Raw genomic sequence first — 14626 nt, 5'->3', positions numbered from 1 at the left:
GGGGCATGACTTCCCCCGAGCTCTCCACGCTGACCACCACCCGCATCGGCGGCCCCGCCGGGTCCCTGATCCGCGCCGGCAGCCAGCAGGAGATCATCGACGCCGTCCGCGCCGCCGACGAGCAGGGCAGGCCCGTGCTGCTCGTCGGCGGCGGATCCAACCTGCTGGTCGGCGATGACGGCTTCGACGGCGTGGTGGTGCACCTGGCCTCGCAGGGCCTCGAGGTCTCGGACCCGTCGGACGACGGCTCCGTGATCGTGACCGTGCAGGCGGGGCATGCCTGGGACGACGTCGTCGAGCAGACCGTCTCCCGCGGGCTGGTGGGCCTCGAGGCCCTGTCCGGCATCCCGGGCACCGCAGGGGCCACCCCGGTGCAGAACGTCGGGGCCTATGGCGCGGAGGTCTCCCGCACGATCGTGCGTGTCAGCACCTGGGATCGGCGCGCGCGGGAGGTCCGCGAGTTCGAGGCCGCCGAGCTCGACTTCGCCTACCGCGACTCCCTGCTCAAGCGCACCACCGAGGCGGGCTCTCCGCGCTACGTGGTCCTCGAGGTCGGCTTCCGGCTGGCACAGGGCACGGACTCCGCGCCGATCCAATACGGCCAGCTGGCCGACGCCCTGGCCGTGGAGGTCGGCGGCAGCGCGGATCCGGCCCAGGTGCGTCGCACCGTCCTGGAGCTGCGAGCCTCCAAGGGCATGGTCCTGGACCCGCAGGACCCCGATACCTTCTCCACCGGCTCGTTCTTCACCAACCCCATCGTCGAGGCCCAGGAGGCCGAGCGGCTGCTGCCGGCCGATGCCCCGCGCTATCCGGTGCTCGACGGCACCGGCTCGCCGGTCGAGGGCCGGCTGAAGCTCTCGGCGGCCTGGCTGATCGATCGCTCGGGGTTCGGCAAGGGCTTCGGGCTGCCCGGCACGCGCAACGAGCGCCTCGGGCTCGAGGGCCCGGATGTGGCCCAGGGCCGAGCCGCCGTGTCGACCAAGCACACCCTGGCCATGACCAATCGCGGCTCGGCCAGCGCCTCGGACGTGGAGGCCCTGGCCCGCACCGTGCGCGACGGAGTCCAGGAGGCCTTCGGCGTGCAGCTGGTGCCCGAGCCGGTGATGGTGGGCTTCCGCCTGTGACCCCGCAGGAGCCTCTCGCCGAGGTTCCGCCGCAGGGCGAGGACCTGGCCGACGAGATCCGCCGCGGTCAGAGCCACAGCCACCCGATCCGGCGGCGGATGCGCGCGTTCCAGGACTGGTCGCACCGAGGATCCCGCCTGCGGCGCACGCTGGTGGTCGGGCTGATCTCCGTGGCGGGATTCGTCCTGCTGATGGCCGGGGTGATCATGTGGTTCATCCCGGGGCCGGGCTGGCTGTTCGTGTTCCTCGGCATCGGCGTGTGGTCGCTCGAGTTCGCCTGGGCCGAGCGGCTCAACCACTGGGCGCTGCACCAGGTGACCCGCCTGTGGACCTGGTGGAAGGGCACGCGTGCGGCGGACTGGTGGCGCTGGTGCCTCTCCGGAGCCGCGGAGCGCTCCGTCGAGCTGAGGAGGCGGCCCAGGCGCAGCGAGAGGGCCGCCGCGTGCGCGGCGGCCCTCATAATGCAGCCCCGGGTGCCTGACGAGGGGCTGCTCGAGCCGCTCGTGGTCGGCGCGCAGGGCAGCGCATCCGCGGCCCTGAGGGGCCGCACCGGGACGAGCGGCGGTGCTCAGCGCCGCGTGCGCCTCACAGCGCTCCGATGGCGATGCGCAGCATGCGGCGCAGCGGCTCGGCCGCGCCCCACAGCAGCTGGTCGCCCACCGTGAAGGCCGAGAGGTACTGCGGGCCCATGGACATCTTGCGCAGGCGCCCTACCGGGATCTGCAGGGACCCTGAGGCCGACACGGGGGTCAGTGCGTTCATGGAGGCCTCCTTCTCGTTCGCGACCACGGTGGCCCACTCGTTGTCGGCATCGAGGATCCGCTCGATCTCCTCGACGGGGACGTCCTCGGTGAGCTTGATCGTCAGCGCCTGCGAGTGCGAGCGCATGGCGGCGATGCGCACGCACAGCCCGTCGATCGCGATCTGGTCGTCGCCGGACAGGCCCAGGATCTTGTTGGTCTCCTTCTCGGCCTTCCACTCCTCGCGGGACTGGCCGTTGCCCAGATCGGCGTCGATCCAGGGGATGAGGGAGCCGGCCAGCGGCACGCCGAACTGCTCGACGTCGAGCTGCCCGGAGCGCTGGGTCTCCAGGACCCTGCGATCGATCTCCAGGATGGCCGAGGCCGGATCGGCGAGCTCGTCGGACACGGCCGAGGAGAGGTCGCCGAACTGGCGCAGGACCTCGCGCATGTGACGGGCGCCGCCGCCGGAGGCCGCCTGATACGTCATGGAGGTGGCCCATTCGACGAGCCCGCTGCGGAACAGCCCGCCCAGGCCCATGAGCATGCAGGACACGGTGCAGTTGCCGCCCACGAAGTCCTTGGTGCCGCCGGCCAGCGCTGCGTCGATGACGTCGCGGTTCACGGGGTCCAGCACGATGACCGAGCTGTCCTCCATGCGCAGGGTCGAGGCGGCGTCGATCCACAGGCCGTCCCATCCGGTCTCGCGCAGCTTCCGGTGGACCTCGGAGGTGTAGCCGCCGCCCTGGGCGGTCACGATGATCGGCAGGCGCCGAAGAGCCTCGATGTCGTTCGCGTCCTGGAGGACCCCGGTGTCGCCGAGGCCCTCGATCTGCGGAGCGGGGGCCCCGGGGGAGGAGGTCGAGAAGAAGACGGGCTGGATGTCGGCGAAGTCGCCCTCGGCGCGCATGCGGTCCATGAGGACGGAGCCGACCATCCCGCGCCATCCGACGAAGCCGACGGCGGGTGCGGAGCTGTGATCGATGGTCATCATCCCAGTCTAGGCGGCGTCAAGGGACCCTTGCGATTCCTTGTCCGGGCTCCGAGACCCGAGAGGGCTCAGTCCGCGACGGCTGAGCGGTACTGCGGGAAGCGCTCCAGGTAGTCCTGGACGTAGGTGCAGGTGGGACGCACCAGCACGCCGGCCGCCTGGCAGGCCTCCAGCAGGAGCGTCACGAGCGTGCGGGCGTAGCCCTGGCGGCCGTGGCGCTCGTCGATGATCGTGTGCTGCAGCTCGAGCGTGCCGTCCGGGTGCTTCTCGACGCCCTCGAACCCGATGAAGGTCTGGTCGAGCCACAGCTCCACGCGCCCGCTGGTGGTGTTGTCGACCAGGCGCAGACCCGGCTCGTCGTGGATCTCCGGCTCGGGGCGCTGCGCATCGCCCGGGACGTCCTGCTGGGTGCTCACGAGGGCCTCCTGCCCGGCCGCTGCCGGTCCCCGCGCCATCGACGGGGCCCCGGGTCGGCCATGGATATGGTGCGCACCACTCTATCGGCCGCGACGACGGCGCGGCGGATCAGCGCCGCCAGTGCTCCACGTGCCAGCGCAGCCCTGTGCGCGAGAGGCGGTCCTCGTCGCGGCGCTCCAGCCGCCACGGGGTCTCCAGACGGGGTGCGCGGGTGTCTCCGGGCTCGTCGATCTCGATCACCGTCACGACCGCGTGCTCGAGCTCGGGCATGGCGTCCTCGAGCAGGCGCGCCCCGCCGATGACCCAGAGGTGCTCGCCGCCCGGCGCCTCGGCGCCGGCGCGCACGGCCTCGCGCCACGAGCTCACCGCGATGACCGCGGTGCCGTCCTCGCGCGGGTCCGCCTGCAGCCTCGGGTCCTCGGGGCGGGAGGTCACGACCACGTTGGTCCGGCCCGGCAGGGGGCGGAAGCGCTCGGGGAAGGACTCCCAGGTGCGCCGGCCCATGAGCACGGGATGGCCCTGCGTGGTGGCCTTGAAATGAGCCAGGTCCTCGGGCAGGTGCCACGGCATGCCGCCGTCGCGGCCCATCACCCCGTCGGGGGTCTGGGCCCAGATCGCGGACAGGCGCGGGGCGGGCATCAGACCGCCACCGGGGCCTTGATCCCGGGGTGATGCTCATAGCCCTCGAGGACGAAGTCCTCGAAGTCGTAGCTGAAGAGGTCCTTCGGCCTGCGCGCGAAGCGCAGCCGCGGATACGGGTACGGCTCGCGGGCGAGCTGGCGCTGCACCTGCTCCACGTGGTTGTCGTAGACGTGGACGTCGCCGCCGGTCCACACGAAGTCCCCGGGCACCAGATCGGTCTGCTGGGCGATCATGTGCGTCAGCAGCGCGTAGGAGGCGATGTTGAAGGGGACCCCCAGGAACATGTCCGCCGAGCGCTGGTAGAGCTGGCACGACAGCCGTCCCGGACCGTCCTGCTGCGGCTGCACGTGGAACTGGAAGAGCGCGTGGCACGGGGGCAGGGCCATCTGATCGACCTCCGCCGGGTTCCAGGCGCTGACGATGTGGCGGCGCGAGTAGGGGTTCGTGCGGATCGAGTCCACCACCCGGGCGATCTGGTCGATGCCGCTGCCGTCGGGAGCCGGCCACGAGCGCCACTGGACTCCGTAGACGGGGCCGAGCTCGCCGTCGGCGTCGGCCCACTCGTCCCAGATGCTCACGCCGCGCTCCTGCAGCCAGCGCACGTTCGAGGACCCGCGCAGGAACCACAGCAGCTCCAGGGCCACCGAGCGGAAGTGCACGCGCTTGGTCGTCAGCAGCGGGAAGCCCTGCGAGAGGTCGTAGCGGATCTGGCGCCCGAACACGGAGCGGGTGCCCGTGCCCGTGCGATCGGAGGTGTGCACGCCATCGGCCATGACCTCGCGCAGGAGGTCCTCGTAGGGGGTCGGGATGGCCGTGGACGGGTTCGGGCTCACGTGGGGTCGCCTCCAGGTGCGGGGTCTCGTGCGTGTCGGCTGCGGTGTCGTCAGCGCTGCCGAGGGAGCGGTTCTTCCGCGCGGCGCTCATGCGGCGAGGCGGCGGGGCCGGCCGCCCCGGACGGAAGAGGGTGCGGCCTTCGGGTCAGTCGTCGAACGGCTTGACGATCTCGACCGTCACCACGCGGCGGCGGTGCTTGCGCGAGACCTGCAGCACGATCATCTCGCCGGGGGCCAGGTAGGGATCCTCCTCCGGCAGGATCGAGCGCAGCTGCGGATCGAGCCGGCCGCGCAGCACGCGCAGGACGGTGGGCAGCACGGGCCGGTGGGTGCACAGCGCCGCCGAGGGCTCCTTGTCGAACAGGGACTCCACCACGGCCCCTGCCTTCGCCGGACGCCGCTTGTGAGCGGCCTCGGTGAGCTGCGGCTTCTCCTTGAGCTTGAGCCCGGCCGCGCGCGCGTACGGGGTCACGGTGGACAGGCAGCGCAGCCACGGCGAGCTGACCACGCGCTTCGGGGACCAGACCTCGAGCAGGCGTGTGACCGCCATGGCCTGGCGCTTGCCCGTGGCGGCCAGGGGACGGTCGCCCTCCGGGCGCGACCACGACGAGCGCGGCTTGGCCTTCGCGTGGCGCACGATGATCACGGGCCGCACCGAGAGATCGCCGGCGGCGTGCAGCTCGACGAGCCGCTCCAGCGGCTCCAGGTCGCTCCGGTTGCTCAGCAGCTCGCGGGCTCGCTCGGGGGAGACCCACTCCAGCCGGTCGACCTCGTGGCCGTCGGCCTCCGGGCGATCCTGGGGGCCGATCTCGGCGCTCCAGTAGTGGACGTGCTTCTCCGCGCTCTTGGCCCTGTAGCGGATCGCGGGCAGCGGGACGCCCAGCCTGACGTCGAGCCCGACCTCCTCGAGCACCTCGCGGTGCGCCGTCTCGGGCAGCGTCTCCTGGTCCTCCTGCTTGCCCTTGGGCCAGGACCAGTCGTCGTAGCGGGGCCGGTGGATGATCAGCAGCTCCAGGCCTGATCTGCCGTCGGAGCGCCAGCACAGGCAGCCGGCGGCGCGCACCGAGGGATCGGTATCGGGCGACGGCTCCGTCATGCGGTACGCCAGCCGGTCCGGGTTCTTGGCCATATCGGCTTTCGGGTCCTCTCGTGGTGGGATGCGATCGCCGTGCGGCGCGTCCGTCAGGGCCTCCGGTCGGAGGCCCTGACGCTCTGGCTCCGACGGCGGCGCGCAGTCATGCTAACCGGCCCGCGGCCGCGACTCAGGACCCGATCGCGGCGCGCACCGCTGATCAGGGCCGGCGCTCTCAGCGCCGCGAGAACATCACATCCACGTGCCAGCGCTCGAAGCCCAGGGACTCGTAGAGCCGGAAGGCGGCCGTGTTCTCGGCATCGACGTAGAGCAGGATCTCGTCGAGCCCCTGCTCGGCCAGATGCCGCATCCCCGCGACGGTCAGCGCCCGGCCCAGGCGACGCCCCTGCTGATCGGGGGCGATGCCCACCACGTAGACCTCGCCGCGGGCCGGCTCCGGGCCGGAGCCCGGGTGACGCTTGGTCCAGTGGAAGCCGAGCACGCGATCAGGATCGTCCTGCTCGACGGCCAGCAGCAGCCCTGCGGGGTCGAACCAGGACTCCGCCTGTCGCTGGCGCAGGTCCTCGAGGCTCATCTGGCCCTGCTCGGGGTGGTCGGCGAAGGCCGCGGCGTTGACCCGCAGCAGCTCCTGCTCGTCCCGGCCGGGCTCGAACGAGCGGATGACCACGCCGTCCGGCAGCTTGACCTCCGGAAGCCGCTCCGGGCGCGCATCGGTGCACAGCAGCCGGTGCAGCTCGCGCACCGGCTCGAAGCCCAGCGTCTGCGCCAGATGCCGGGCGGCGGGGTGGTCGCCGTGGGACCAGGCGTCAACCGGGCCGTGATGGCCCTCGAGGATCGTCTCGATGAGGCGGCGCCCCAGCCCCCGGCCACGCTCCTGGGAGTCCACGACGCCCTCGAGCAGCGCCGGTGCGCCCTGGGCGCGGGAGCGCACGAGCACGGCGGCCGCCAGCGCCCGGCCGTCCGCCGAGGCCTCCGCCAGGTCCGCGCGCTCGGGCTCCGTGCGGAGGTCGACCAGGGTCTGATCGGACAGCGGGGGGTCGCCGTCGTCGTCCTCGGCGGCCCGGGCCAGGGCCAGGACGGCCTCCAGATCGGCCTGCTCGGGGCTCAGACGCTGGATGGGGTGCGTGCTGCGGTCCATCGGAACCTCCTGGGTTGCCTCGGGTCTCGTGCGGTGCTCATCGGGCACCGGTCTCAGCGTCCCTCGGGAGCGCGTCGGGCGGTCAGGCTGTACCCGACGTTGCGCACGGTCGTGACCATCTTCTCGTGATCCGGCCCCAGCTTCGCCCGCAGGCGCCGGATATGGACGTCGACGGTGCGCGTGCCGCCGAAGTAGTCGTAGCCCCACACCTCGGAGAGCAGCTGGCTGCGGGTGAAGACCCGGCCCTCGTTGTGGGCGAGGAACTTCAGCAGCTCGAACTCCTTGAACGTGAGATTCAGGCTCTCGCCGGCCACGTGAGCGGAGTAGGCGGCCTCGTCGATCATGATCGAGCCGGCCGTGATCAGCTCGCCGCCCGCCGATTCGTCGGCCTGGGTGCGCGCCGAGGCCAGGCGGATGCGGGCATCGAGCTCGGCGGGTCCGGCCCCTGCCAGGACGATGTCGTCCACGAGCCAGGTGGCGGCCACGGCGGCCAGCCCGCCCTCGGTCAGCACCATGATCACGGCCTTGTCCGGGGCGATCCCGCGCAGCAGCTGGGCCAGGTTGCGCGCCGCGACCAGTCCCGAGCGGCCGTCGATCAGCAGCAGGTCCGCCTGCTGCAGCTCCGGCACGGACCCGCCGACGGCGCCGCGATCCAGGGTCGAGACGGGGTGGGGGAGCAGATCCAGGGCGGGGAGCACGGCAGACGGCGCCTGGCCGGGATCGGCCAGCATGATGATCCGGGTCATCCAGGCTCCACTTCCATCGTCGTGCAATGCCTTCCGGGGCGGACGCCGCGACAGTGTGGTCGACGGCGGCGCCGGCGCTCGACCAGCTTACGCGGGGCGAGTCGTGGGCCGTCCCGGCGGCTCCACGCGGCGTCACGGTCGGCCTGTCGGCTCCGGGCAACTATCGTGGTCTTCCATGACAGCGCTCAGGACAGAGGCGAGAACCGCGCCCCGACCGGGCATGAAGGTGGCCACGATCGGCGTGTGCGCGACCCTCGTGCTGGGCCTCGCGCTGGCCGCGGCCGTGGCGGGGAGGCATCGCGCCCTACCTGCTGGCCGCCGCCATGAGCCTGGTGCTCGGCCTGGGATGGGCCTCGGCGGTGGGCATCCGCGCCCGGTACCGGCACAGCATCATCATCCTGCTCAGCGGCGCCCTGGCCGCCGCGGTCTCTGCTCTGCCGGCAGGCGATCGCCTGACCTGGATCCCGGCCATCGTGGCGGTCGCACTGATCGCGATCTTCGTGGCCGAGCTCGTGCGCGGCGAGGGCGCCGAGCACCGCCTGGAGTCCACGATCTCCTCGACCGCCGGAGTGCTCGCCGCCGTCTCGTCCTCGGGCTGGATCGCCCTGTCGCGGCACCTGCACGATCTGGGCGACACCCCCGTCGCCATGGTCGTGGTCCCGGGGGTGCTCACGGGAGTGATCATCGGCGTGGTGGGCCTGCGCCTGCTGCTCTCGGCGCCCGAGCGCGGACCCAAGCGCGGCCTGCTGGCGCTGAGCGTCCTGCCGGTCGCTCTGCTGGGCCCGACCGCCCTCTTCGCGGCCCGCATCGTGGCGCTCATGGTATTTTGAGCCCATGCTCCTTGCTATCGAGATCTTCTTCCTGGTCCTGCTCGCCCTCGCGGTCGTGACGATCGGCCTCATCAGCGTGGTCGTCGTCAAGAACCTCTACAAGGGGCAGATGTAAGCCGTGCCTGTCGAGATCCCCACCGATCTCCCTGCTGAGCTCGTCCCCTTCGCCTGGCTGCTGGGCGAGTGGCAGGGCGACGGCTTCGTCGGCTACGGCGAGTCCGAGCAGCGCCCATTCCGCCAGCACGTCCAGTTCGCGCACAGCGGCCTGCCCTTCCTGGAGTACCGCGCCGAGTCCCACTTGGTGGACCAGGACGGCAAGCCGGAGCGCCTGATCACGGTCGAGCACGGCTTCTGGCAGCTGGCGCGCCCGCAGCGCAGCGGCGACTCCGGACCCGGCCTGATGCCCGGGGCTCCGGAGCCGGAGATCACCACCGCCGATCAGGTCGAGTCCCTGCGCCTGCCCGGAGGCGGATTCCCCCTCGTGGCCACGTTCAGCCGCCCCGGCGGCGTGAGCGAGCTCTACGTCGGAGAGATCGACGGTCCCCGCATCCAGATGGGCACGGACGCCGTCGTCCGCGCCGAGGGAGCCAAGGAGCACACCGCCTCGACCCGCATGTTCGGCCTGGTCAACGGAGACCTCTTCTGGGCTTGGGACATGGCGGCCGAAGGCCGATCGCTGAGCACGCACGCCTCGGCTGAGCTGAAGAGGATATGACTGACACTTCGCATGACCCCGCCTCCATCGCCGCATCCGAGCCCCAGGCCCAGGTGCGGCGATCCGCGCTTCTGGACGTCGTCGACGGAGCCGTCGAGGCCTCCGGCCAGGATGCCGGGACGGCCGCCCACTACGGCGACCCGGTCAGGGAGCAGCGGGCGCTGGCCCGCGGCAGCGCGATCGTGGACCTGTCGCACAAGGGCGTCGTCTGCGTCAGCGGACCCGATCGGCTGTCCTGGCTGAGCACCCTGAGCTCCCAGATCCTCACCGGGCTGGGGCCGGGGCAGTCCTCGGAGACGCTGTTCCTGTCCGTGCAGGGACGCGTGGAGTTCGCACCCCATGTGATCGAGGACGGGCGCACCGCCTGGCTGATCACGGAGCCGCAGGAGACCGAGCCGCTGCGCCAGTGGCTCGAGTCCATGCGCTTCGCGCTGCGGGTCGAGATCGAGGACCGCAGTCAGGAGGTGGCCGTGCTCGGCGCCGCGGAGGTGCCGGAGCACCTGCGCCTGCTGGCGGCCGAGCCGGCCGAGGGGCGTTGCGAGCTGGTCTGGACGGATCCGTGGCCCGGGGTCGCCGAGGGCGGATGGGCCTACGGCGAGCAGCAGGATCATCCGGGCGAGCAGCGGCGCTGGCACGAGGTCCTCGTGCAGCGCGAGCGCCTCGTGCAGGCCGTGACCGGCCCCCAGGCCGACGGGCTGAGCCTGGCCGGCTCGTGGGCGGGGGAGGCCCTGCGCATCGAGGCGTGGCGGCCCCGACTGGGCCCGGACACCGATGACCGCACCGTGCCGCACGAGCTCGACTGGCTGCGCACGGCCGTCCACCTGTCGAAGGGCTGCTACAAGGGCCAGGAGACGGTCGCGCGGGTCCACAACCTGGGCCATCCACCGCGGCGTCTGGTCTTCCTGGACCTCGACGGCTCCGAGCACACGCTGCCCTCGGCCGGGGCAGAGGTGATCGCCGGGCAGCGCACGGTCGGCAGGGTGACCTCCGCGCAGCTGCACCACGAGGCCGGGCCGATCGCCCTGGCGGTCATCAAGCGCTCGGTGGACCCCCAGGCGGAGCTGCGGGTGCGCGAGCCGCTGCGAGACCCGGATGCCGGCGGCGGGGACGCGGACGAGCAGGCTCCCGAGCAGTGGGCCGCCGCCCAGATCGTCGTGGTGCCGCCGGATGCCGGTCAGGTGGTCCAGCGCGAATCCGGCTTCCTGCGGAAGCCTCGGCACTGACGCACGGCCCCAGGGGCATCCGGCTCAGCAGGACTCCGGGGCTGCGGGGGGCAAAACGGCGCTCGACGGGCGAAGCGGTGCTCGATGGGCGAGACGATGCTCGGAGGATGTGACCGGGGGCCCGCGATCAACGGATCGCGGGCCCCCGGTGCGTTCCTGGGCCGAGGCGGCCCAGGTGCGCCTCTCAGCGCCCGAAGAGGACCTTGGCCTCGTCCCAGCGGTCCTGGGGCACCGTCTTGAGCCCGGTGAGAGCCTCGTCGAAGCTCACCGGGACCATGTCCGTGCCGCGCAGGGCCACCATGTAGCCCCACTTCTTCTGCTGGATCAGATCGACCACGCTCATGCCGAAGCGCGTGGCCAGCACGCGGTCGTAGCCCGTGGGGGCGCCGCCGCGCTGGATGTGGCCCAGGATGGTGTTGCGGGTCTCGATGCCCGTGCGCTCCTCGATCTGCTGAGTGATGTACTCGCCGATCCCGCCCAGGCGCGGACGGCCGTCGGCCTCGGTGCCGTGCACGGCGGTGACGTCGTCGAAGCCCTCGGGGATGAAGCCCTCGGCCACCACGACCAGCGGGGAGCGTCCGCGCTCGTGGACCTCGGTGACCCAGCGGCAGACCTCGTCCATGCTCGTGCGCTGCTCGGGGATCAGCACCGCGTGCGCACCGGCGGCCATGCCGGAGTGCAGGGCGATCCAGCCGACATGACGGCCCATGACCTCGGCGACCATGCAGCGGTGATGCGACTCGCCGGTGGTGCGCAGGCGGTCCATGGAATCGGTCGCGATGGAGACCGCGGTGTCGAAGCCGAACGTGTAGTCGGTGCCCATCAGGTCGTTGTCGATGGTCTTGGGCACGCCGACGACGGGAAGCCCGTCCAGCGCCAGCCGACGGGCGCCGGCCAGGGTGCCCTCGCCGCCGATGGCCACGACGGCGTCGATCCCGTGCCTCTCGAGCATGATCGAGATGTTCTCCGGACCGCCCTGGGGATGGTCGTACGGGTTGGTGCGCGAGGTGCCCAGGATCGTGCCGCCCTGGCGCGCCAGGCCGCGCACCTTGGTGCGGGGAAGATCGATGATGTCGCCCTCGACCAGGCCGCGCCATCCGTCGCGGAAGCCGACGAACTCGTGGTCGTAGCTCTTGATGCCGTGCAGCACCGCCGCGCGGATGACGGCGTTGAGCCCGGGGCAGTCGCCGCCGCTGGTCAGCAGACCGATCTTCATGGGTGTCGCTCCTCCTGCTCGGGGACGGGCCACGCCCGCAGGCGAGGGGCCGCGGAAGCGGACCCGCCTGCAGCCGATGGATTCTGCTCCCAGTCTAGGTGCGGGGCTGGGCGTGGGTGTCGGCCCGCGGCAATTCGCGGCAGTTCAGGAGCCGTTCACCTGCACCCGACTAGAATGGACGGTCAGTCAGCCACAGGCCCCGGCGGCTGGCAGCGCCTCGGGGCCGCCGCACCGATCGCAGCCCTTCGGGGCCGCGGTCCCAGCCCTTGGGAGCCGCAATGGCAGAAGCGCCGCAGGAGAACCTCCGCGAGTTCATCGACAAGCTCGTCGAGCAGGGCTACACCGTCACCGACGGCCATACCGCCGACCCCGATCTGATCGATCCGGGCGGATCCGCCGTGGAGACCTGGCGAGAGGGCGGGTACCCGTACGACGAGCGGATGTCGCGCGAGGACTACGAGCTCGAGAAGTACCGCCTGCAGATCGAGCTGCTGAAGTTCCAGTACTGGGGCCAGGACAACGACCTCAAGCACATCATCCTGTTCGAGGGCCGCGACGCCGCCGGCAAGGGCGGCACGATCAAGCGCTTCACCGAGCATCTGAACCCCCGTGCCGCGCGCACCGTCGCTCTGAGCACCCCCACCGAGCGGGAGAAGGGGCAGTGGTACTTCCAGCGCTACATCGAGCACTTCCCCACGAACGGCGAGATCGTGATGTTCGACCGCTCCTGGTACAACCGGGGCAATGTCGAGCGGGTCATGGGCTACTGCACCGATGAGGAGTACGAGGTCTTCATGAAGCAGGCCCCGGTCTTCGAGAAGATGCTCGTGGACGCGGGGATCCACCTGACCAAGTTCTGGTTCTCTGTCACCCAGCACGAGCAGCGCACCCGGTTCGCGATCCGGCAGATCGATCCCGTCCGGCGCTGGAAGCTCTCGCCGAACGACCTCGCCTCGCTCGATCGCTGGGACGACTACACGCTGGCCAAGGAGGAGACGTTCCGCCGCACGGACACGGATCACGCTCCGTGGATCACGATCAAGTCGAATGACAAGAAGCGCGCTCGCCTCAACGCCATGCGCTACTTCCTGAACCAGTTCGACTACGAGGACAAGGACGAGACGGTCGTCTACCCGCCGGATCCGCAGATCGTGCGCCGCGGTCGCGACGCCGTCGACGACTGATCCGTCCGGCAGAGCGCCTGGGACGCAGTCAGGGCCCGCAGGTGGAGCACCTTCCGGTGCTCCACCTGCGGGCCCTGACGTCTGCGGGGGCTCAGTCCTGGAGGCGGCTGTCCACCAGGGCCCAGCTGGCTGCGGCGGACACAGCGGTGAGTGAGCACGGAGGGCCAGGCGCCGAGCTTCTTGGCCAGCGGGTGCGAGAGCCCGAAGCCGAGGAGGTAGACGGCGCTGAGGGCGCCGGTCTGGGCCGGTCCGCCGCGGCGCCACCAGGTGTGGGCGGCAGCAGCACCCGCGCCGAGCAGCGCGGCCCCGCCGAGCCAGCGCACCCCGGTCGCCCGGGCGATCCCGTAGCCTCCGATCAGCCCGACCGTGGTCCAGGCCGCCGTGGGGATCTGCTCGAAGGCCCCCACGGCCAGTGCGGCGGCCTCCCCAGCCCGCTGGGCGCCGGTGGGCTCGGACGTGCCCGCGCTCATCGGGCACCGCCCAGGAAGTCCTGCAGGCGGGTCAGGCCCTCGCGCAGGTCGTCGTCGCCCAGGGCGTACGAGAGCCGGAAGTAGCCCGACGGGCCGAAGGCCTCGCCCGGCACGACCGCCACCTGCGCCTTCTCGAGGATCAGCCCGGCCAGCTCGGCCGAGGTCTGCGGGGTGCTGCCGTCGAAGTCGCGGCCCAGCAGCGCGCTGACGTCCGGATAGACGTAGAACGCGCCCTGGGGCTCGGGGACGGCGACGCCGTCGATCGCCGAGAGCATCTCCACGGCCAGCCGACGACGGCGGTCGAAGGCCTCGCCCATGGCGGCGACCTCGTCCTGCGGCCCGGTCAGCGCGGCGACCGCCGCGCGCTGGGCGATGTTGTTGACGTTCGAGGTCAGGTGCGACTGCAGATTGCCCACGGCCTTCACGACGTCCGCGGGGCCGATCAGCCAGCCCACGCGCCAGCCCGTCATGGCATAGGTCTTGGCCACGCCGTTGAGCACGATGACGTTCTCGCCCAGCTCCGGGCAGGCTCCCGCGATGGAGGTGAAGGGCACGCCGTCGTAGGTCAGCTGCTGGTAGATCTCATCGGCGATCACGAAGATCCCCTTCTCGGCGGCCCAGGCGCCCAGCGCCCTGGTCTCCTCCGGGGAGAACACCGCGCCGGTCGGGTTCGACGGAGAGCAGTGCAGGATCGCCTTGGTGCGATCCGTGATCTTCTCCTCGAGCATCTCCGGCGTCACCTTGTAGCCGTGCTCGGCGCCGGCGAAGACCTCGACGGGCACGCCGCCGGCCAGGCGGATGGCCTCTGGGTAGGTGGTCCAGTACGGGGCGGGCAGCAGGACCTCGTCGCCCTCGTTCAGCACGGCCTGGAAGGCCTCGTAGACGGCCTGCTTGCCGCCGTTGGTCACGATCACCTGCGACGGGTCCACCTGCCAGCCGCTGCGCTCGGCGGTCGTGTCCGCGATCGCGCGGCGCAGGTCGGGCAGTCCGGGGCCGGGGGAGTAGCGGAAGTTCGACGGGTCCTGGAGCGCGTCGGCGGCGGCCCGGACGATGTGCGCGGGGGTCGGGAAGTCGGGCTCGCCGGCGCCGAAGCCGATGATCGGGTGCCCCTCGGCCTTGAGGGCCTTGGCCTGGGCGTCGACTGCCAGTGTGGCCGATGGGGCGATCGCCGCGATGCGGCGTGAGATGCGTTCGGACATGACCTGCGGTTCCTCCATCTGGGTGAGCCTGGGAGCGCCGTCCGCCGCTCGTCGCGGCCGCGGCA

Annotated in this window: 16 protein-coding genes; 6 read left to right on the top strand and 10 right to left on the bottom strand. The window is 71.7% G+C overall.

The window, feature by feature from the left end:
• Nucleotides 1-5 precede the first annotated feature (5 nt).
• Together OVA15_RS08020 and OVA15_RS08015 are read left to right on the top strand one after the other, a co-directional pair.
• Nucleotides 6-1124 (top strand): UDP-N-acetylmuramate dehydrogenase, encoded by a 1119-nt coding sequence (locus OVA15_RS08020; RefSeq protein ID WP_268144211.1) that lies wholly within the window; start codon nucleotides 6-8, stop codon nucleotides 1122-1124.
• The gene (locus tag OVA15_RS08015) at nucleotides 1121-1789 is read left to right on the top strand and encodes a PGPGW domain-containing protein (RefSeq protein ID WP_268144209.1); all 669 of its coding nucleotides are present in this window, start codon (nucleotides 1121-1123) and stop codon (nucleotides 1787-1789) included. The genes OVA15_RS08020 and OVA15_RS08015 overlap by 4 nt, the downstream gene beginning before the upstream one ends.
• On the opposite strand, the gene asd is transcribed toward OVA15_RS08015, so the two are convergent.
• The 7 genes from asd to OVA15_RS07980 all read right to left on the bottom strand — a co-directional run bounded on the left by asd (nucleotide 1710) and on the right by OVA15_RS07980 (nucleotide 7724).
• On the bottom strand, nucleotides 1710-2858 hold the full coding sequence (asd, locus tag OVA15_RS08010; RefSeq protein WP_024289906.1) for an aspartate-semialdehyde dehydrogenase: 1149 nt from the start codon (nucleotides 2856-2858) through the stop codon (nucleotides 1710-1712). The genes OVA15_RS08015 and asd overlap by 80 nt on opposite strands.
• A gap of 65 nt (nucleotides 2859-2923) precedes the next feature.
• Nucleotides 2924-3271: a GNAT family N-acetyltransferase gene (locus OVA15_RS08005; RefSeq protein ID WP_006213551.1), complete on the bottom strand. Its 348-nt coding sequence runs from the start codon at nucleotides 3269-3271 to the stop codon at nucleotides 2924-2926.
• 109 nt (nucleotides 3272-3380) lie between these two features.
• On the bottom strand, nucleotides 3381-3911 hold the full coding sequence (locus OVA15_RS08000) for a dihydrofolate reductase (RefSeq protein ID WP_268144205.1): 531 nt from the start codon (nucleotides 3909-3911) through the stop codon (nucleotides 3381-3383).
• The gene (locus OVA15_RS07995; protein ID WP_053447833.1) at nucleotides 3911-4747 is read right to left on the bottom strand and encodes a thymidylate synthase; all 837 of its coding nucleotides are present in this window, start codon (nucleotides 4745-4747) and stop codon (nucleotides 3911-3913) included. Before OVA15_RS07995 ends, OVA15_RS08000 begins: the two co-directional genes overlap by 1 nt.
• Before the next feature lie 145 nt (nucleotides 4748-4892).
• The gene (locus tag OVA15_RS07990; RefSeq protein WP_006213548.1) at nucleotides 4893-5876 is read right to left on the bottom strand and encodes an NUDIX hydrolase; all 984 of its coding nucleotides are present in this window, start codon (nucleotides 5874-5876) and stop codon (nucleotides 4893-4895) included.
• 178 nt (nucleotides 5877-6054) lie between these two features.
• Nucleotides 6055-6978 (bottom strand): mycothiol synthase, encoded by a 924-nt coding sequence (gene mshD / locus OVA15_RS07985; protein WP_268144203.1) that lies wholly within the window; start codon nucleotides 6976-6978, stop codon nucleotides 6055-6057.
• Nucleotides 6979-7031: 53 nt separating this feature from the next.
• A complete protein-coding gene (locus OVA15_RS07980) occupies nucleotides 7032-7724 on the bottom strand; it encodes a response regulator transcription factor (RefSeq protein ID WP_268144201.1) in 693 nt (230 codons plus the stop codon).
• A 323-nt stretch (nucleotides 7725-8047) separates the two neighbouring features.
• Between OVA15_RS07980 and OVA15_RS07975 the strand changes: the two genes are divergently transcribed.
• From OVA15_RS07975 to ygfZ, 3 genes are all read left to right on the top strand, one after another.
• Entirely contained in the window at nucleotides 8048-8554 is a 507-nt protein-coding gene (locus OVA15_RS07975) for a hypothetical protein (protein ID WP_268144199.1), read from the top strand.
• 118 nt (nucleotides 8555-8672) lie between these two features.
• The gene (locus OVA15_RS07970) at nucleotides 8673-9269 is read left to right on the top strand and encodes an FABP family protein (protein ID WP_268144197.1); all 597 of its coding nucleotides are present in this window, start codon (nucleotides 8673-8675) and stop codon (nucleotides 9267-9269) included.
• Nucleotides 9266-10492, top strand: a complete 1227-nt coding sequence (gene ygfZ, locus OVA15_RS07965; protein ID WP_268144195.1) for a CAF17-like 4Fe-4S cluster assembly/insertion protein YgfZ — start codon at nucleotides 9266-9268, stop codon at nucleotides 10490-10492. Before OVA15_RS07970 ends, ygfZ begins: the two co-directional genes overlap by 4 nt.
• Nucleotides 10493-10676: 184 nt before the next feature.
• Here the strand turns inward: ygfZ and OVA15_RS07960 are convergent, their stop codons facing one another.
• Entirely contained in the window at nucleotides 10677-11708 is a 1032-nt protein-coding gene (locus OVA15_RS07960; protein ID WP_061710850.1) for a 6-phosphofructokinase, read from the bottom strand.
• Between the two features lie 278 nt (nucleotides 11709-11986).
• Between OVA15_RS07960 and ppk2 the strand changes: the two genes are divergently transcribed.
• Nucleotides 11987-12892: a polyphosphate kinase 2 gene (gene ppk2 / locus OVA15_RS07955; RefSeq protein ID WP_024289916.1), complete on the top strand. Its 906-nt coding sequence runs from the start codon at nucleotides 11987-11989 to the stop codon at nucleotides 12890-12892.
• Here ppk2 and OVA15_RS07950 read toward each other — a convergent pair.
• Together OVA15_RS07950 and OVA15_RS07945 are read right to left on the bottom strand one after the other, a co-directional pair.
• Nucleotides 12838-13362 carry a hypothetical protein gene (locus OVA15_RS07950; protein WP_442786733.1) on the bottom strand — a complete coding sequence of 175 codons (525 nt, stop codon included), beginning with the start codon at nucleotides 13360-13362 and terminating at the stop codon, nucleotides 12838-12840. The genes ppk2 and OVA15_RS07950 overlap by 55 nt on opposite strands.
• A complete protein-coding gene (locus OVA15_RS07945) occupies nucleotides 13359-14561 on the bottom strand; it encodes a pyridoxal phosphate-dependent aminotransferase (RefSeq protein ID WP_268144191.1) in 1203 nt (400 codons plus the stop codon). Before OVA15_RS07945 ends, OVA15_RS07950 begins: the two co-directional genes overlap by 4 nt.
• Nucleotides 14562-14626 lie beyond the last annotated feature (65 nt).

The organism is Kocuria sp. SL71 (assembly GCF_026672465.1).
Lineage (GTDB): Bacteria > Actinomycetota > Actinomycetes > Actinomycetales > Micrococcaceae > Kocuria > Kocuria palustris.
The sequence above is the reverse complement of the archived record's forward strand: the minus strand, read 5'-3'. Positions and strand labels throughout refer to the sequence as shown.